The following is a 19902-nucleotide window of genomic DNA, read 5'->3' as shown; positions in this document are numbered from 1 at the left end:
ATACTATAGAATCCTATAAAGTAGCAGCCTTGCTCTGATTTTTACAGGACATTGCCAGCTGATTTGCGGCTCTCATACCACTGTGTAGGGCTCCTTGCATCCAGGCGTGAGTTGAGGCGGTATGTTCACCGGCGAAGAAAACTCTGTTATTGTATTCTGGTTGAGTTACCACGTATGAGAAGAGACGCTTTTGTCCGGGCATAAAATAGCAAAAAGCTCCAGTGAAATTCGGTACCTCATTCCATTCGATTGTTACAGAATCTTCAACAATAGAATCAAGATAGTCCTTGGGAAGACCATGAACTGCTTCGAGTTGACTCTTTATTTCTTCAAATCGCCTTTTATCCTCTAAGTTGCCGAGCCGGATTGCATCCAGTGTAAAATTATATGAGGATAATAAAACACCAGGTTCACTACTTCTATCGATATCATCTAGCGCAGCATGATCCGATGGATACCATATACTTATGATTGGCCGATCAGTAAAGGAACCTCCACCGATGATCTTCTCAGAAGGACCACCTTCTTCCCAAAATCGCTTATTACAGAGAAAGAGGGTTCTCTGTGAAGCTGCATAATTAACCTCGCTAATGGCTTGCATCTTACTGACACTAAATACGGGGTTGACCGTTACTGTTCTGAGGGAAGAAAAAGGGATGGCACATATGACATAATCAAAGGATTCCATTAAGGTATCATTTAAATGTTTATCCTTATATTTTAAAATAACTCTACTATCCTTTGGTGATTGGTTAATTTCCGTAACAAGATTTCCACCCTTCCAAGTAATTCGACCAAGGTCTTTAGGTGAAATACTCCCATATTCACTTGGATCTTTAGACATTAAGGACTTGTATAGCGCTAGAGGAAGATTTACCATACCCCCAATTATTTCATAAAGCGAGGAGAAGTTTAAGGGATAGTCCTCCTGTAATATTTCATAGTAGCTATCATAAAAGAACTCGCCAAGAAGGGGAGATAGTGACCCTAAAAGACTTATGGCGGCTTGACTAAGGCCCATTGTTTCTAGTACTTGTCGCATACTCTTTTCGGTCCAATATAGAAGATAAGGACTATAATAGGGCTTGATTTGAAGAATTTCTTTTCTGATAGCTGGATGCATATTTGATAAAGGCGTACCAAGACCATAATCTAGAAGCTCCATCCAGGGTTTACTCCTTTCTAGAGGAGTTAAGTTAAACTGAGGATAAATCTTCTGCATTACATTTTTGCCTTCGGGATCATTTCTAACACGGATATTTCTGATGTAAAAAAATGCATTCTCGTTATATTGGATAAAGGGCCTAGTGTTAAGACAAAAAAGGTCTACGTAATGCCAGGTGGTTTCATGGCTTATAGGAATCCTCATTGGGCCTAGCTCACCATATAAATTTTTATCTTTATCAAAATAGTATGTATAGACTCTACCGCCTATCCTATCTTCTAGGGCATCAAATATAGTAATATCAAAACCAAGCTTTCTAAGCTCAAATGCCGATGACAGCCCTGCAAGACCTCCTCCTATTATGCCAACCCTTATATTTCTAAATTCCCCGGGGCTACCGATAGTAGTGATATCAGCTGGCGGACTTAGTAAATCTATAATGTTTTTAAAATCCTCTGGGCGTCCTGCTTCTTTGAGGGAATGTTTTAAAAAAGCATGTCTTTCTTCCTTGGAAGGATTATTTTTCATTGGTGGAGGTAGTTCTGGTTCAGAGGGGACTAAAGGAGGCATAATATCATCTATCATGTGCATTCAACTCCTAAAAGTATACTTTTTAAAAATATATTTAGGAGTTTATACTTTTATTCTTTCATATAAGAATTTAAGTGAACCCCGTATTAAAGATTCACTTCAAAAATATATCCTATGCCCCTTACGGACTTTATATACTTGGGATTGCTTCTATCGTCTTCAACCTTATCTCTTAATCTTTTTACATAGGTAGTTACAGTGTTACGGTCATATAATTCACTTTCCCAAACGTTATTCAAAATTTGCTTTCTTGTTAAAACAGTATTTCGATTGTCTAGAAAGAATAGTAGTAGGTTAAATTCCGTTGTAGATAGGCTTACTTCCGTATTGTCTTTAGTAACTCTACGGGCAGCTCTATCAATTTTTATATCACCGAATTTAATAGTGTTTCTATTTTTAACAGGATTATCATAATTATTACATCTTCTTATATGGGCTTTAACCCTTGCGACAAGCTCTATAGGATCAAAGGGTTTCGTTACATAATCATCTGCCCCTATTCCAAGACCTAAAACCTTATTATATTGACTTGAGTTCGCGCTAAGGAACAAGATGGGTATATTAGACTTTTCCCTTATTTTCCTACAGACTTCCATTCCATCTATATCTTCCATATTGACATCTAAAATAATCAATTTTAGCGTAGAATCTAATTTTTTAATAGCTTCTCTGCCGCTATAGGCTGGAATTACCTCGATTTGATTCACTTTCATGAATTCAGTAATCATATGAACAATTTTTTTCTCATCGTCTACTACCATTATTCTATCCATAAAAAATACTCCTTTTATAATGGGTGGTGATGCTACCGTTTAATCCTAATTTAAGGCTATAGTAACATATAGATATATTAAAATCCATGGGAAAATGACAATTTGGTGACAGAATTATATAAAAACAATTAATATCAAGAAAATTCAGCATATTTAACCTATAATGAAAATAAGTTTAGTTGCATATAATACGATAAACATCTTACATTCTTGGGATTTGACAGTCAACACTTCTTTGGGATGGAAAATCTTCGGAATGGAATAGAGTTTTCGTAATTTATATGAAGAAAAGGAGGAGATGTCATGATTAATACCAGTGAAAAAAGAAACAGCAATAATAGTCTTATTAGATTTATCTTTTTTAGCTTGATTGGTATATTTATGTTTTTTATACCAATAACAATTGGTGGAAAATCTACAATACCGATTGACCATATCGTTACTGGAATTAAGACTAGCTTACCATCTATAGCCCCTATTTATGCACTTATTGTTATTATATTAGGTGGTTTCTATCCATTTGTCAAGAAGACGTGGAACAAGGATAAAGTAACGACAGTATTCTCAATTATGAAACTTGTTGGAGTTGTAGTTGCATTTATGGCATATTTAAAGTTTGGACCGTCATGGTTATTTGAGAAGGACATGGTACCATTTCTATTTAATAAGCTGGTTATTCCAGTAGGACTTATAGTTCCTATAGGTTCAGCATTTCTTGCATTTTTAGTAGGCTATGGACTATTAGAGTTTATAGGAGTTCTGATGCAGCCTGTTATGAGACCGATATGGAAAACACCTGGAAGGTCGGCTATAGATGCTGTGGCATCCTTTGTTGGAAGTTACTCCATAGGTTTATTGATAACAAACAGGGTTTTTAAAGAAGGTAAATACACAATTAAAGAAGCTTGTATAATAGCAACAGGATTCTCCACAGTTTCAGCTACTTTTATGATTATTGTAGCTAAAACCTTAGGACTAATGGAGATGTGGAATATCTATTTCTGGTCTACATTAGTAATAACATTCTTAGTTACTGCTATAACAGTGAGAATTAAGCCCCTTAGCAGTAAAGAAGATAGATATATAACGGGAGAAGGAGATCCAGAACCTAAATTCGAAGGAAATATATTTAAAAATGCATTTGATGAAGGTCTTAAGGCGGCGTCTGTATCATCACCACTTGGAAAGAATATCGTTGATAATCTAAAAGATGGCTTCGTAATGGCTATGGGTATATTACCATCAATACTTTCAATAGGTTTACTCGGGTTGATACTTGCTAAATATACACCTATATTTGATATTATAGGCTATATATTCTATCCTTTCACTCTATTATTAAGGGTTCCAGAACCAATGCTGGCTGCTAAAGCTATGGCTGTAGAAATAGCTGAGATGTTCTTGCCGGCCCTTTTAGTAACAAGTGCTCCATTGGTTACTAAGTTTGTTATAGGTGTAATTTCAGTATCCTCTGTTTTATTTTTCTCTGCATCGATACCATGTATATTATCTACTGAAATTCCTATAAGTATTACAGAAATAATTATTATTTGGATAGAAAGAACGATACTTACCTTATTGTTGGCTGTTCCAATAGCCTTCCTGATTTTTTAAGTATTCTTTCATAGGATAATCTAATCAATAATAGTAGTAATATATTTATGATAAAATTAAAGTGTCTATATACAATATATATAGGCACTTCTTTATATTGAGGTTATTTCTTGCAAAGAAATCTGATCAAAACCGAAGGGGTTCGATAGCCCTGAGTATTTATTATTAAGAGCTTAAAACTTGGAATTGGCAAGAGTATCCTAGTAGCTTTTGTCATAGGGGGTGAAGCCATGAGCTTGAGAAGAAGGATAACCTTAACAATCTGCTCAATAATAATCTTATTGATGGTTCTACTTAGTGGCATTATATACACGAGATCGGCCAATATATTAAATAAAGAAGCCGAAAGATACATGCTGTCTCAGCTTGATAGAGCCAGTGAAAATATCGACTTGTTAATCGAAATCAACAGATTAGAGACAGAGGCCCTGGCCTTAAATCAGAAAGTAATGGCCTTCCTTCATAATAAGATGAGTACAAACAAAATGAATAACTTTTTAGTTAATGAAATGAGTGAGAAGAATTTAAAAGGAAACTACTATAAAGATCTCTTTATATTGAACAATGAAGGAAAGATTATAGCAACATGTATGCCCGAGGCAGTGGATCTTGATTTATCAACTAGAGAATATTTTATAAAAAGTAAAGAGTCAAAGGCTACGGTTGTTAGCGATATATTGGTGGCACGGTCCGATGGGTCACTCATAGTTATAACTGTAAGCCCCATAGTTAATATTAATGAGAAGGTATTAGGATATGCAGGTATAGCGATGAAGGCGGAGTATTTTTCTAACATAGTCAATCACCTAGAATTAGGGAGAACAGGATTCTACTCAATAATTGATTCAAATAATCGGATCCTAGTCCATGGGGATAAGAGTCTTGTAGGAAAGGAATCAAACTTTAAACTAACCAAGGAAATTTTAAGAAAGGCCGAGGATAAAGGGGAAACAATCATTGAAAAGAGGAGATTTGAAGACCAAGGGATTAGAGAATTACAGATTTATAAGCTAATGGAAAGCAAACATTGGGTATTGATAGCAGTTCTTCCAGAGGCAGAAATGTATGAAAGGTCTATGAAGCTTTTATTTTATGTGTTACTTGCAGGTTCCTTTGGAATTATGCTAGCTATATTAATAGGAATATTTATATCTAAAAGAATATCAGAGCCTATAGTAGCTATTACGAAATTTATAGATAAAGCAGTACAGGGAAATTTGCTTATAGAAAAGTCAATAGAAGATTCAATCAAATCCTTTACGGAGGATAACAGTGATATTATTGAAGAAAAACTTGAAGATTCTACTAAGGATGAAATTGGAAATCTAAGAAAGGCCCTCAGGAACTTAAAGGATTATTTCATATCAATAACAAACAGATTTGAATATGAAAGTAAGAGGATGATAGAGTATTCCGAGGAGTTATCAAAGACGATAGAGGAGAGTTCCTTTAGAACAGGTAAGTTTATATCAACCTTGTCCCATGATCTAAAGACCTCCATAACTTTAATAAAGGGATATTCAGCAGGATTAAAAACGGGAGTCATTAAGGATGAAAAAACTAAACAAGAATTCCTGGAGGGGATTTCAAATAGTGTAGAAGATATTGAAAAGATAACCTGTGATATTTTGGATAATGCCTATGAGGCTAAATGCAGTCCAAGGTTGCATCGGGAAGATATAGAGATAAATGAGTTTTTGGTAAATTTATATGAGAATACAAAGCAATATATAATAAACTCAGATAGAAGATTTGAGGGAAACTATGAATGTAGCAGGGATGGAGATATCTATATAGATACAACTAAAGTAAAGAGAGCCTGGAACAACCTCATAAACAATGGTATTAAGTATTCTGAGAAGGGAAGTAAAATAACAATAGATATTACTGCGGAAAATAATCGAATTCTCTTCAGAGTGATGGATGAAGGTAGGGGAATCTGTGAAACTGAAATAGATAAAATTTTTGATATGTTTTATAGAGGGAAAGAAGATAATAAAAAGGGATACGGACTTGGATTATTTATTGCAAAATCTATAATAGAAGCCCATGGGTCTAATCTATATGTTTCATCTGAAAAGGGAAAAGGTACAGTATTTTGGTTTTATCTTAATATATAATAAGGCTCCATAAAAACAGCTCTAACAGCACAATGTGTTGGAGCTGTTTTTTTTGATGCCATTTTTCGGAGAAACATTTGATCAAAACAAAGGGGTTCGATGCCCTAGAATCTTTTTTATGAATTTTTTTATGAAAATTCGATTATTGCAAATAATAAATGTGATAAACATACAAACATCAGGAAATATTAAATAGGTAAAGAGTTATATATAGAGATTCCAGAAAAACTACTAATTTACACATATTCAAAACTCTAAAAGACATTGAGTATTTGAATATGTATAAACTAAGCTTTACTAGGAACTCTATACAGATACTTGGAAAGGATGGTGAACTTTATGACAAAACCGGAGGCCATAAGTGTAACAAAGCCTGTAAGTGAAGATTTACCTAAGGAAAAATTTGACGAGTTAGAACAATTTATTGATGGACTTGAGACCACAAAGGGAGCTTTAATCGAAATACTTCATAAGGCTCAGGATATATTTGGATATCTTCCTAGAGATGTTCAGCTTTATGTAGCAAGGAAGCTTGGGATTCCTGGAGCTGAAGTTTTTGGGGTGGTGAGTTTTTACTCCTATTTCACAACTAAACCAAGGGGCAAATATACTATAAGTGTTTGCATGGGTACCGCCTGCTTTGTAAGAGGAGCAGATAAGATTATTGAAAGCTTAAAGGAAAAGCTCCAAATTGAGTCCAATGAGATTACTGAAGATGGACTCTTTACATTAAGAGATGTTCGGTGTATAGGAGCCTGTGGGCTTGCACCTGTTGTGATGGTAGATGAGAAGGTATATGGACGTGTGAAGGAAGAAGAATTAGACGATATTATCAATACATATCGCAATCAGGAGGTGAAGCAATAATGAAAGTCAAGTCTTTAGAAGAGTTAAAGAAGCTGAGAGAAGAATCCATTGAAAGAGTTAATCTAAGAGAACACGGTGAGACCAGTGAAGATAGAATAGAAATTTTGGTTGGAATGGCGACCTGTGGGATATCTTCAGGCGCAAGGGAAACCTTAAATGCCCTAGTAGAAGAAGTAAAAAAAGAAAAGCTGGATAATGTTAAAGTTATTCCCGTGGGATGTATTGGATATTGCCATTCAGAGCCTACAGTACAGGTTAATATAGCTGGTAAGAAGCCAGTTTTATATGGAAATGTAAAGGGCGAAAAGAGAGTTCATCAAATTGTAGAAAAGCATATAAAGGGCGGAGAGCCAGTAGAGGATTTAGTTTTACATGTTGACTTTGAAAGAGCATAGAAAAGTTAGTAGTGAAGGAGGTTTAATATGACCAAATTTCGTACAAATATAATGGTCTGTAGTGGTACAGGCTGTGTGGCAAGTGAAAGTGAGAAAGTAATCAAAAATCTTAACCTTATTCTCAAGGCCCGTGGATATGATAAGGAAGCTCAAGTTGTAAAAACAGGATGCTTTGGATTTTGTGAGCAGGGACCAATTGTAAAGATAGAACCTGATAATGTTCTTTATGTTAGAGTTGGACCTAAGGATGCCAAGGACATAGTAGATGAACATATTGTCAAAGGAAGAAAGGTAGAGAGACTCTTATATGTTGAGCCTGAGAAAAAGAAAAAGGCATTTAAACAAGAGGATATGCCTTTCTATAAGAAGCAGCTGCGTATTGCTCTTAGAAATTGTGGATTGATAAATCCTGAAGATATCAATGAGTACATAGCACTTGGAGGGTATGAAGCCTTAGGTAAAGTGCTTACGGAAATGTCTCAAAATGAAGTTATAGACATGGTAAAGAAATCACAGCTTCGCGGCCGAGGTGGCGGAGGATTTCCTACGGGACTGAAATGGGAAATAACTAATAAGCAAGAAGGAGATACAAAGTTTATTATCTGTAACGCCGATGAAGGTGATCCAGGAGCCTTTATGGATAGAAGTATTCTAGAAGGTGATCCTCATAGAGTTCTAGAGGCCATGGCTATAGGAGGATATGCCATAGGAGCAGATAAGGGGATTATATATATAAGAGCAGAATATCCCCTTGCTATAGAAAGACTTAACATTGCATTAAAGCAAGCCCGTGAATTGGGACTCCTAGGAAAGAACATATTTGATACGGATTTCAGCTTTGATATAGATTTGAAATATGGTGCAGGAGCATTTGTGTGTGGAGAAGAAACTGCCCTTATAAATTCCTGTGAAGGAAAACGAGGAGAGCCGAATTATAAGCCTCCATATCCAGCGCAGGAAGGGTATTGGGGACATCCAACCTGTGTTAATAACGTTGAAACCTTTGCTAATATACCTCCAATTATACTAAAGGGGCCTGAGTGGTTTGCATCAATAGGAACTGAAACAAGTAAAGGAACAAAGGTATTTGCATTGGCAGGCAAGGTCAACAATGTTGGATTAGTGGAAGTTCCTATGGGAATAACCCTAAGAGAAATCATATTCGACGTAGGTGGAGGAATACAAGGTGGACACAAATTTAAAGCTGTACAGACCGGTGGACCATCGGGAGGAGTTATAACAGAGGAAGAACTGGACGTACCAATCGATTACGATAGTTTAGTAGGTATTGGATCAATGATGGGGTCCGGCGGTATGATAGTGATGGATGAAACCGACAATATGGTGAACATAGCAAAATTCTACCTAGAATTTACAATGGATGAATCCTGTGGAAGATGCACTCCATGTCGTATTGGTACTAAACGACTATATGAGATGCTAAATAAGATAAGCAGTGGTAAAGGAACCATGGCGGATATTGATGCAATGAAGCAATTATGCTACATGGTTAAGGATGGTTCTTTATGCGGTTTAGGTCAAACTGCACCGAATCCAATTATTAGTACAATGAAGCACTTCTGGGATGAATATATGGTTCTTATTAAAGACGTTGACCATCCTCAGGGAGAAGGCAAATATACTGCGAAAAATAAAGTGCAAAAGTCTTAGTTAGGAGTGAGGTGAAATTATGTCAGAAAGTACAAAAATGATTAACATGAAAATGAATGATCAAGAGATGACCGTGGCAGATGGGATAACTATCCTAGAGGCTGCTCAGGAAGCTGGAGTTAAAATTCCGACCCTATGTCATCTTGACCTACATGATCTGAAAATGGTAAACCAAACGGCTTCGTGCAGGGTATGCATGGTAGAACTTGTAGATGCAAGAAACAATAGAAATAAGCTCGTACCTTCCTGTGTAACAAAGGTAACCGATGGAATGGAGGTTAGAACCGATACACTGAGGTCAATTACGGCCCGTAGAATGGCAGTAGAACTTCTACTTTCAAACCATCCAAATGAATGCTTTACCTGCCCTAAAAACCTAGAATGTGAGCTTCAAGCCCTAGCGAAGGAGCTTGGAGTAAGGGAAATTAAATGGGAAGGGGAAAGGATGGATTATCCAAAGGACTTGTCAAGTGACGCAATAGTAAAGGATGCAAATAAATGTATATATTGTAGACGCTGTGAAACTATGTGTAATGAAGTCCAAACCTGCGGTATTCTGTCGGGTATAGGAAGAGGATTTGATGCCTTTGTTGGACCAGCCTTTAATATCCCAATGGTAGAATCATCATGTACATATTGTGGTCAGTGTGTTGCAGTGTGTCCGACGGCAGCCCTTACAGAAATCAATCATACCGATAAGGTTTGGGAGGCTTTAAATGATCCTGACAAGCATGTTGTTGTACAGACAGCTCCAGCTATTCGTGTTGCGATAGGAGAGCTTTTTGGTATGGAGCCAGGGACAATAGTTACTGGTCAGCTAGTAACAGCTTTAAGACGTATGGGCTTCGATGGAGTTTTTGATACGGATTTTGGAGCCGACCTAACAATAATAGAAGAGGCAAAAGAATTGATATACCGTATGGAAAATAATAAGACATTGCCTATGCTTACGAGCTGCTGTCCTGCATGGGTTAAGTTTATAGAGCATCAATTTCCAGAACTTCTAGAGATACCGTCTACCTGTAAATCGCCCCATATAATGTTTGGTACAATTGCTAAAACCTACTATGCAGAGAAAAATGATATTGACCCAGATAATATAGTTGTAGTTTCAATAATGCCTTGTATAGCTAAAAAGGCTGAAGCTAAACGTCCAGAGCTTACTAAGGATGAAAATGACAATGTAGATATCGTTGTTACAACCCGTGAACTGGGAGAGATGATCAAAGAAGCCGGAATAGATTTTAAAAACCTTCCAGAGGAGGATTTTGATAGACCACTGGGAGAAAGTACCGGAGCTTCAGTTATTTTTGGTACAACAGGTGGTGTAATCGAGGCGGCTATTCGTACAGCATATGAGTGGATCACAGGAGAAGAGCTTAAAGAAGTCGAATTCAATCAGCTTAGAGGTATTGAAGGACTCCGTGAAGGCAAGGTTAAAATAGGTGATAAGGAACTGACCATAGGTATTGCCAGTGGACTTGGAAATGCCCGCAGACTTCTTGAGGAAATTAGAGAAAACGATTCAAAGTACGATGCAATTGAAATCATGGCATGCCCAGGAGGCTGTATTGGCGGTGGAGGACAACCATACCACCATGGAAATGATGAGATTGTTAAGAAGCGCCAAGAGGCAATCTATAGAGAGGATAAAAGAAAGACCCTCAGAAAATCCCATGAAAATCCTGAAGTTATGAGGCTATACGAAGAATATCTTGGTGAACCATTCGGAGAAAAAGCTCATGAGCTTCTTCATACTCATTATGAGGAAAGAGAGAGGATTTAGAATATAGAGAATATACGTTAAGTAGGGACCTAGGTCTCTACTTAATGTATATACAACTACTAAATTTGCAAAAAATAATAACAAAAGAAAGGGGTAATGGACTTGGCAAAAAAAATGGGGTTATTACCAAAACTGATTGCGGGAATTATTCTCGGTATAATTGTAGGTCTAGTTTCTAGATCTGTGGAAGTCTATTTCGTAGTAAGGATATTAACCACATTCACTAGCATTTTTGGAAACTTCTTAGGATTTATCATTCCACTGATTATCATTGGATTTGTTGCTCCGGGTATTGCAGACCTAGGTAGAGGAGCTGGAAAGTTATTAGGGTTAACAGCACTTATTGCCTACGTTTCAACTATAATTGCTGGAACTACAGCATTTATTATAGGCAGCACAATATTACCGGGTGTGATTAAAGCTGGAGAAACAGCCGGTGAAGCAGGAATAGAGCTAGCACCATATTTTACTATTGAAATGCCACCGATGATGGGAGTAATGACTGCTTTAGTTACTGCATTTATTTTAGGACTTGGTATGGCAAATATAGAAGGAAAGACCTTGTTCGAAGCCCTAAGAGACTTTCAACATATAGTACAGGGTGTAATTAGAAGGGTATTGATTCCATTGATACCAATTCATATCTCAGGTATTTTTGCAAGATTAACTACTACAGGGGAAATATTTAAGACAATAAAGGCATTTTCATCGGTGTTTGCTTTAATAATAATTTTGCAAATATGTTATGTAATAATACAATACATAGTAGCATGGATGGTAAGCGGCAAGAACCCCGTTACATCAATAAAAAACATGCTTCCGGCATACTTTACAGCCCTAGGTACTCAATCCTCAGCGGCTACTATACCTGTGACTATTCAAAGTGCTCGTAAAAACCATATAACCGAAGATATTATTGATTTTGTCATCCCATTGGGAGCGACTATCCACTTGGCTGGGGATACCATTACCTTAGTGCTTGCGTCCATGGGAGTGATGCTGATAGCAGGAACAACTCCGACCTTTGGAACTATGCTTCCATTTATATTAATGCTTGGAGTAACAATGGTTGCTGCACCAGGAATACCCGGTGGTGGGGTATATGCAGCATTGGGCTTATTAGAAAATATGTTGATGTTTACCACTGGTCAGCAGGGTCTTATGATTGCTCTACATTTTGCCCAAGATAGCTTTGGGACAGCAACAAATGTGACTGGCGATGGTGCTATAGCAATAATGATTGATGAGATAGCGAAGAGAAAGAAGTAAGGGGCTGTCTCATAAAGATTTCTTATGAGTTCAGCCCAGGGTGTTTCAGAAATTCGCCATTCTGAGACACCCTCATTTATTAGAAAGCAGGAACTACGGCTCCCTTATATTGTTCTTCAATGAAATTTTTAACCTTTTCCGATTGTAAAGCCTCAACCAATTTCTTTATACTTTCATTCTCTTTATCATCGGGTCTAATAGTAAGTATATTTGCATATGGAGATTCACTTCCCTCGATTATTAATGCATCCTTTGAAGGATTAAGACCAGCTTCAAGAGCATAATTTGTATTGATAACAGATGCATCAACATCATCTAGAGTTCTAGGTAACTGAGCTGCATCGATAGGTTCAAATACTAAGTTCTTAGGATTTTCTATTATGTCATTATCAGTAGCTTCTAGGCCAGCATTTTCCTTGAGCTTAATATATCCCTTAGCTTCAAGAAGAATTAACGCTCTACCTTCATTAGTAGGATCGTTTGGAATAGAAATTACGGCTCCATCCCTTAATTCATCTACTGACTTGATTTTCTTTGAATACAGCCCAAGGGGCTCAACATGAACCTTAGCAGCACTAGCTAGCTGTATCTTGTGTTCCCTAGCAAAGGATTCCATGTAAGGTACGTGTTGAAAGAAGTTTGCATCTATTTCCTTCGCATCTAGAGCAAGGTTAGGTTTTACGTAATCAGTAAATTCAATTATTTCAAGGGTAATGCCCTTTTCTTCAAGCTTTGGCTTGATTAAATTTAAAATCTCAGAATGAGGTACCGGTGTTGCACCTACCTTTAGAACTACTTTATCATCCTTAGACTCATTATTTGCCGGTGCATTAGAAGAAGTACAACCAGCTAATGCAAGGGAAAGAATTAGTAAACCAATAGTAATTAATAAGATATTTTTTTTCATTAAATTTTCCTCCTTAACTTTTCTTCAGTGTTTTTGCTAAAAAATTTCCTGAGAACTGAGTAATTTGAACTATAGCAATAAGTACAATTACGGCAGCTATTAATACATCTGTTTTAAAACGATGATAGCCATATCTAATTGCTAAATCTCCTAGTCCACCTCCTCCGACTATTCCAGCTATAGCAGAATAACCTAAAATATTTATAAGTGTTATAGTAATACCAAGGACAAGGGATGACATTGCCTCTGGTAATAAAACCTTTAGAATAATTTGAAAGGGGGATGCACCCATTGCAATTGAAGCCTCTACTATTCCCCAATCAATTTCTCTTAAAGAAGTCTCGACTACCCTTGCGAAGAATGGTGTAGCCGCGACGACCAATGGAACAATAGCTGCTGTAGTTCCAATAGAAGTACCTACTATAAACCGAGTAAATGGGACAATTAAGATTATTAAGATTATTGCAGGCAGTGACCGTATAATATTAATTATTGTAGAAAGCACCTTATTTAGTGAAGGAAAAGGCATTATATGGTTTTTTTCTGTAACTACTAGGATTATGCCGAGGGGTAAACCAAGTAGTATTGTAAACAATGCCGATATTCCTATCATATAAAGTGTTTCAACAAGTGATGGGATAAGAAGTTCAAGTATATTATTCATTTGCAATCACCTCTGCTTTTACATTATTAGACTCAAGGTATGAAATAATAGTATTTAAATTATTTGATATATTATCAATACCTATAGTTAATTTACCTAAGGGTTGATCTTGAACATATTCTATTTGGCCCGACAAAATGTTTACATTAATATCAAACTCCCTTATTAAGCTTGATATAACAGGCTCCTTTGCACTTCCCTTTGTGAAGGAGAGATTCAAAGTCACACCCTTTATGAATTCTTTTGGTAAGTAATTATTACTCTCTACAAAGTGCTTCGTTATCTCGTTGCCAGGTTTTGAAAAGACATCCACGGTGTTTCCTGCTTCAATAACTCTTCCACCTTCTAATATCGTTACATAATCACATATTTCTTTAATTACATCCATTTCATGGGTAACGACAACCATTGTAATCCCTAAGGACTTATTTATATCTCTAAGTAAAGTTAGAATTTGCTTTGTGGTTTTAGGATCTAGGGCCGAAGTAGCTTCATCACATAGTAAAACATCTGGTTCGTTGGCTAGGGCCCTAGCTATACCTACTCGTTGTTTCTGTCCTCCGCTTAATTGAGATGGATAAACATTGGCTTTGTCAGAAAGCTCTACCAACTCGAGTAAAGATATAACTCTTTTTTTGATTTCGGCCTCAGGTATCTTAGCTAATCTCAATGGAAAAGCTATATTATCAAAAACGGTTTTACTTAATAAAAGATTAAATCCTTGAAAAATCATACCTATTCGCTTTCTTGCATTTCTGAGATCTTTGCTATTTAATGTTGTTAGATTTACTCCATTAATCAAAACTTCACCGGAAGTAGGTTCTTCAAGTCGGTTTACACATCTGATTAGAGAGGATTTACCTGCTCCACTCAGGCCAATTATTCCATGAATAGAACCTTTGTTGACTTCTAAGTTGATATTTTTTAAAGCTACTACTTCATTTTTATTCTTGCTATACACCTTTGTTAGATTACTAAGTTTAATCAATTGATTCACCTCACTAATAAAAGTTTGAGGACTGAGATGTTCACGTCTTGGTAAAACTTTTTTCCTATGAAATTACAGCAATAAAAAAACCTCTTTCGATAACGAAAGAGGTAATAGGCTTATAGTTAGTCTCATCTCTCGATACCGAAATATCGCTGGATTTAGCACCGATGCATAAAATGCCGGTTGCTGGGCTTCATAGGGCCAGTCCCTCCGCCGCTCTTGATAAGAGTTTCAGATATTTTGTTTTACGATATTTTAATAATATGATTTATATTATAAAGCAATGATAAGATTTGTCAATAGAGAATTTTCTATGTAAAATTTACCAAATATCAAATAATATTAAAATTTAAGTTTAATTTTCAATAACATATGGGTATTAATAAACTAATAGAAGATTATTATAGAGATTTCATTGAAAACTCTATATAGGAGGTTGTGTAGTGGATATTTATGAATTTGCTATGAATATGGAACTAGATGGAAAAAGATATTATGAAGAGCTGATGAATAGATCCCAGGATGAGGGGCTTAAAAAAATATTTGAAATGCTTGCAAAGGATGAAGATGATCACCATAGAATAATAAATGGCATGAAGGATGCTGAAGGAGAGAGTATCAAATCAAACACTTTAAAAAAGGCAAATAATATATTTGCTGAAATGCTTTCCTCAGATAAGAAAATTGATCTAACGGCTCCTGCTATAGAAGCCTATAGACATGCTTACAACATGGAAGATAAAAGCATGAAATTATATGAAGAACACTATCATAAGGCTGAGGATGAAAGAGAAAGAATGATATTTAAAAAACTTGCAGAAGAAGAGAAGAAACATAAATTAGTTATGGAAAATATTTTAAATTTTGTAGGTAAGCTTGAAAAAAAGAAAGCGGTAGAGCCTTTAAAGTTTATATCAGAATGTAAAGGATGTAAGTGTTTAAGATAAAAATTTAAAGGGCGGCGTGCGATGCATCCAAATTATAAATTCATAGATGGTAGAATGACATGTTCAAATTTCAAGTGAAGAGGTCATTTCTAAGATATGGGGCAAAGTTCTAAAGAACAATGCCTATTTTATTGTATATAGAAAATCACAATGTAGATTTATAAGGAGGTTATCTCTTTAAACTTATTCATATATATATTATAATCTTGAATTGAAAAGAAGATTTATAAATGGGTTCTATATAGGAAAAAATATCTTTATAAATACTTATTAGGAGAGAATTTATGGATAATATACTAAGTTTAATAGATAGCGTAGTAGGTGAGGAAAAGCTTATACAGGGAGTATTAAGCAATGTTAGGAAAAAGAGCGAAAAGACCTTTAACAAAGTTTCAGTAAAACCCGTAATTATTAAAAATCAATTTATGATTCAGTTTACATATCACTATGATAAGAAAGTAACCCATAACAACCTTGATTCCTATGAAGCAATATCAGAGCTAAATAATCTGATTAAATCATATTTTAGGCAAGCAAATATATATACAATAGATGCAGACTATCAGATATTAGTAAGTAAAAAAGGGAAGGAAAAGGTACTTAAAAAGTCTCCAACAAAGGAAAAAGTAGATCTAAGTCATAATCGAAAGAAAAATTATATACTTCCAGAAAATGAACCTTGTGAATTTTTAATCAAGCTTGGGGTTATGAATAAGGATGGAAAGATTCTATCTCAAAAATATGACAAATTTAAGCAGCTAAATAGATTCTTAGAGATGGTCTCAGATTGTATACCTCATTTAAATAAAGAGCGTACTATAAATATAATCGATTTTGGCTGTGGAAAATCGTATCTTACCTTTGCTTTATACTATTATCTTGTGGATAAACTAGACTTGGATGTTAATATAATAGGACTTGACCTTAAAGAAGATGTAATAGAGTTTTGTAATAAAATAGCTAGTGAGCTAGGCTATAATAAACTGAAATTTATACATGGAGATATAAAGGGTTTTGAAGGAACCCAGAAGGCTGACATGGTAGTTTCACTTCATGCCTGTGATACAGCTACCGATGACGCCCTTATCAAAGCGGTGAATTGGGAAGCAGATGTAATCCTTTCAGTTCCTTGCTGTCAGCATGAGATGTTTAACAAAATTCATAACCCCGTAATGAAACCTATGGAGAAGCATGGAATCATTAAGGAAAAGCTTTCAAGTCTTATTACCGATAGCATCAGGGGAAATGTTCTTGAAATAATGGGATATTCTGTACAGATGCTGGAGTTTATAGATATGGAACATACACCGAAAAACATTCTTATAAGGGCCTTTAATAAAGGTAAATACAATGAAGAGTCTATAAAGCAATATAAAGAGTTTAAAAAGTTTTGGAATATAGACCCCTACCTTGAAAAAGCTATGGGTGAGGAAATGAGGAAAAGAATAAGCTTCTAGCTACTAGGATTTAGTCGAAACTATTAGGTTTTAGCTTGATAAGAGATTGAACTAAAACTATTTAAAAAGATATATTTATGCCATATATAAATTACGAAAAATCTATTACATTCCGAAGATTTAACATCCCCAAAAACGTTGGATGTCAAATCTCCAGAATGTAAGATGTTTATCGTATTATATATAGATGAAAACGTGACTAGGGGACTGACCCATCTGACATACAATCTTTTTAGTGTGTCTGGGGGTCTGTCCCCTTGTCATGTTTTCCAAACTTAAAGGAAAAACCCTTAAGCTGTATATCAAACTTTTAATGTTTACTTTGCTTCTAAACCTTTCTTATAGTATCCTTCCATAATATCCTTTGGAACCATACTCCCACCGGTTGCCCAAGCAATGTGAGTAGCATTCTTCATCTTTTCTTCTAGATTGCAATCCTTAAAATATTTCTGCCCTAAGCTATCCTTAAATAACTTAACAGCACCTGGAACACCTGCCAGAGCTGATGGTTCTAGGTAAATTTTTTCCGTATCAAATAACTTACTTAAAAGCATATATAGAGTGCTATCTTCTATGGTATAACAGCCACTAAGGAGATTTTCCAAGGTTTTACCTACAAAGCCGGAGGCACGACCTACGGCTAAGCCATCGGCAGCTGTGATATTATCAATTCCAAAATCTTGAACACATACCTTGTCATGGAGTTCGGTCATCATGCCAATAAGCATACAAGGTGAGTGGGTAGGTTCCGCAAAGAAACAATGTACATTATCCTTAAATATGAGCTTTAAACCAAAGGCAACACCACCTGGTCCGCCACCAACTCCACATGGGAGATAAACAAACAAAGGATGATCAGCATCAATTATGATATCCTTTTCTTTTAGCTGTTTTTCTAGCCTATAGGCAGCAACGGCATATCCTAAGAATAGATTCGTAGAGTTTTCATCATCGATGAAATACATATTTGGATCTGATTCAGCCTGTTTTCTTCCTTCTTCAACTGCTTTGCTATAGTCTGACTCATACTCAACAACAGTAACACCTTTACTTCTAAGAAGGTCTTTTTTCCACTTCTTAGCGTCAGCTGACATATGAACATATACCTTAAAGCCAAGCTTCGCACTCATTATTCCAATGCTGAGACCAAGATTTCCCGTTGATCCTACAGCAATAGAGTAGTCAGAAAAGAACTCTTTGAAATTATCACTAGCTAAAATTGAATAGTCATCTTCTAAAGAAAGCATATTATGTTCAGTTGCAAGATCTTCGGCATGCTTTAAGACCTCATATATACCTCCACGTGCTTTGATTGATCCTGAAATCGCAAGGTGACTATCACATTTTAACATCAAAGAACCTTGAATCTCCTCATTATATATCTCTTCTAGCGCTCTTTTCATATTAGGTATCTTTATAATAGGAGATTCTATTATACCCTTTGTTTCTTGGGTTTCAGGAAATACCTTAGAAATATAGGGGGCGAAACGTTTTAATCGTGCTTCAGCATCCATTACATCCTTTTCTGATAAAGATATTTTTTCTATAGAGTCTCTGAATCTGCCGTATTTAGGATTTGTCCAAAATACTTCCTTAGTAGAAATCATTTCATCAAGCAATGGATGATCTTTTTTTAATTCTGCTATTGTTTTACCTTCAATAATTTTACTTTCCATAATTATACCCCTCTCTTTATTAAAGATATTTTCTTGTATATATTCAACGTATATTATAAAAATATAAATATCAAGAATTAAATCGTTAAATAAAATTTACTTGTGTTAAATATAGTTTAACTATATTTGATATAGAAGTCAAATTAAATTTAACAAAACTAAATTAGATTTAACTATAGTCTAATCATTTGATATAATAAGTGCTATATAGAGATTTTAGTCAAAACTTTAATTTATACATATCCAAAACTCCCAGAAACACTGAGTATTTGTACATGTATAAATTAAGTTCTACTATATGAACCCTATATAGTTATATAAACTAATCAAATAAAGGAAGAGTATATATGGATGATATAAATATAGGAAAAAAAATAATGGAATATCGTAAAGCAAAAAACCTAAGTATTCGTGAATTAGCACAGCTTTCTAAGGTAACTCCCTCCTTGTTAAGTCAGATTGAAAGAAGTCTGGCAAATCCTTCTATTAATACATTAAAAAACATATCTAAAGCTTTAGAGGTACAATTATTCGCCTTTTTTATGACGTCCCACGATAGTGAAAAGCTTGTAGTAAGAGCAAATAATAGAAAGAAAATCATATTTCCTGAGAGTAAGGGGATAGCATATGAGCTTTTGTCACCAGATTTAAGCGGCTCTATTGAACTTGCAGTATTTCAATTAGAGAAGGATGGAGAATCTGAATCTATGGAGCATAAGGGTGAGGAAGTAGCCTGTGTAATCGAAGGAAAAGTAGAGATACTTTTGGAGAGTGAGCGTATTATTTTAAATACCGGTGATAGTATAAAAATCCCTGCCCAGGTAAGACATAAATGGGAGAACCCATATGAAAATACATGCAAGGTAATATTTGCTATAACTCCACCTTCGTTTTAATTATAGTAATACTACTTTAAAATTTATTAATCCTTGAAATAGACTTTTTTGAAAGGATTTTAAAGGAAAATATTAAAAATTTTTAAGTTTTGAATAATTGTATATTGATTGTT

General features: G+C 35.3%; 16 protein-coding genes and 1 riboswitch. Of the genes, 10 read left to right on the top strand and 6 right to left on the bottom strand.

Features of this window, described 5'->3' with window-relative positions; all coding sequences use genetic code 11:
- Window positions 1-13: 13 nt before the first annotated feature.
- Together R9X47_RS14700 and R9X47_RS14695 are read right to left on the bottom strand one after the other, a co-directional pair.
- Window positions 14-1750: a flavin monoamine oxidase family protein gene (locus R9X47_RS14700; RefSeq protein ID WP_432661806.1), complete on the bottom strand. Its 1737-nt coding sequence runs from the start codon at window positions 1748-1750 to the stop codon at window positions 14-16.
- A gap of 92 nt (window positions 1751-1842) precedes the next feature.
- Window positions 1843-2529 carry a response regulator transcription factor gene (locus tag R9X47_RS14695; protein WP_432661805.1) on the bottom strand — a complete coding sequence of 229 codons (687 nt, stop codon included), beginning with the start codon at window positions 2527-2529 and terminating at the stop codon, window positions 1843-1845.
- A gap of 303 nt (window positions 2530-2832) precedes the next feature.
- On the opposite strand from R9X47_RS14695, the gene R9X47_RS14690 reads away from it, so the two are divergent.
- The 7 genes from R9X47_RS14690 (at window position 2833) to R9X47_RS14660 (ending at window position 12251) form a co-directional block, all read left to right on the top strand.
- Entirely contained in the window at window positions 2833-4143 is a 1311-nt protein-coding gene (locus R9X47_RS14690; protein WP_432661804.1) for a YjiH family protein, read from the top strand.
- A gap of 230 nt (window positions 4144-4373) precedes the next feature.
- Entirely contained in the window at window positions 4374-6263 is a 1890-nt protein-coding gene (locus tag R9X47_RS14685; protein WP_432661803.1) for a sensor histidine kinase, read from the top strand.
- Window positions 6264-6602: 339 nt separating this feature from the next.
- The gene (locus R9X47_RS14680) at window positions 6603-7130 is read left to right on the top strand and encodes an NAD(P)H-dependent oxidoreductase subunit E (RefSeq protein ID WP_432661802.1); all 528 of its coding nucleotides are present in this window, start codon (window positions 6603-6605) and stop codon (window positions 7128-7130) included.
- The gene (locus R9X47_RS14675) at window positions 7130-7525 is read left to right on the top strand and encodes a (2Fe-2S) ferredoxin domain-containing protein (protein ID WP_432661801.1); all 396 of its coding nucleotides are present in this window, start codon (window positions 7130-7132) and stop codon (window positions 7523-7525) included. The genes R9X47_RS14680 and R9X47_RS14675 overlap by 1 nt, the downstream gene beginning before the upstream one ends.
- Before the next feature lie 27 nt (window positions 7526-7552).
- Window positions 7553-9196: an NADH-quinone oxidoreductase subunit NuoF gene (nuoF, locus tag R9X47_RS14670; protein ID WP_432661800.1), complete on the top strand. Its 1644-nt coding sequence runs from the start codon at window positions 7553-7555 to the stop codon at window positions 9194-9196.
- A gap of 19 nt (window positions 9197-9215) precedes the next feature.
- Window positions 9216-10982, top strand: a complete 1767-nt coding sequence (locus R9X47_RS14665) for an NADH-dependent [FeFe] hydrogenase, group A6 (RefSeq protein WP_432661799.1) — start codon at window positions 9216-9218, stop codon at window positions 10980-10982.
- 114 nt (window positions 10983-11096) lie between these two features.
- Window positions 11097-12251 (top strand): dicarboxylate/amino acid:cation symporter, encoded by a 1155-nt coding sequence (locus tag R9X47_RS14660; RefSeq protein WP_432667639.1) that lies wholly within the window; start codon window positions 11097-11099, stop codon window positions 12249-12251.
- Window positions 12252-12330: 79 nt separating this feature from the next.
- Here the strand turns inward: R9X47_RS14660 and R9X47_RS14655 are convergent, their stop codons facing one another.
- Genes R9X47_RS14655 through R9X47_RS14645 form a run of 3 tightly spaced genes read right to left on the bottom strand, consistent with a single transcriptional unit; the run spans window position 12331 to window position 14810 of the window.
- Window positions 12331-13158, bottom strand: a complete 828-nt coding sequence (locus R9X47_RS14655; protein ID WP_432661798.1) for a MetQ/NlpA family ABC transporter substrate-binding protein — start codon at window positions 13156-13158, stop codon at window positions 12331-12333.
- 13 nt (window positions 13159-13171) lie between these two features.
- A complete protein-coding gene (locus R9X47_RS14650; protein WP_432661797.1) occupies window positions 13172-13822 on the bottom strand; it encodes a methionine ABC transporter permease in 651 nt (216 codons plus the stop codon).
- On the bottom strand, window positions 13815-14810 hold the full coding sequence (locus tag R9X47_RS14645) for a methionine ABC transporter ATP-binding protein (protein WP_432661796.1): 996 nt from the start codon (window positions 14808-14810) through the stop codon (window positions 13815-13817). Before R9X47_RS14645 ends, R9X47_RS14650 begins: the two co-directional genes overlap by 8 nt.
- Window positions 14811-14938: 128 nt before the next feature.
- A riboswitch (SAM riboswitch) is annotated at window positions 14939-15042 on the bottom strand.
- A 214-nt stretch (window positions 15043-15256) separates the two neighbouring features.
- Here R9X47_RS14645 and R9X47_RS14640 point away from each other — a divergent pair.
- Together R9X47_RS14640 and R9X47_RS14635 are read left to right on the top strand one after the other, a co-directional pair.
- The gene (locus R9X47_RS14640; RefSeq protein ID WP_432661795.1) at window positions 15257-15760 is read left to right on the top strand and encodes a ferritin-like domain-containing protein; all 504 of its coding nucleotides are present in this window, start codon (window positions 15257-15259) and stop codon (window positions 15758-15760) included.
- Window positions 15761-16044: 284 nt separating this feature from the next.
- Window positions 16045-17217 (top strand): class I SAM-dependent methyltransferase, encoded by a 1173-nt coding sequence (locus R9X47_RS14635; protein WP_432661794.1) that lies wholly within the window; start codon window positions 16045-16047, stop codon window positions 17215-17217.
- A gap of 317 nt (window positions 17218-17534) precedes the next feature.
- Here the strand turns inward: R9X47_RS14635 and R9X47_RS14630 are convergent, their stop codons facing one another.
- On the bottom strand, window positions 17535-18893 hold the full coding sequence (locus R9X47_RS14630; protein WP_432661793.1) for a D-serine ammonia-lyase: 1359 nt from the start codon (window positions 18891-18893) through the stop codon (window positions 17535-17537).
- A gap of 347 nt (window positions 18894-19240) precedes the next feature.
- On the opposite strand from R9X47_RS14630, the gene R9X47_RS14625 reads away from it, so the two are divergent.
- Window positions 19241-19789, top strand: coding sequence for a cupin domain-containing protein (locus R9X47_RS14625; RefSeq protein WP_432661792.1), 549 nt, complete (start codon window positions 19241-19243; stop codon window positions 19787-19789).
- The last annotated feature ends 113 nt before the right edge of the window (window positions 19790-19902 follow it).

Origin of the sequence: Wukongibacter baidiensis, assembly GCF_050888315.1 — a bacterium.
GTDB classification, from domain to species: domain Bacteria; phylum Bacillota; class Clostridia; order Peptostreptococcales; family Caminicellaceae; genus Wukongibacter; species Wukongibacter baidiensis.
This window is presented reverse-complemented; position numbering and strand designations above follow the sequence as displayed.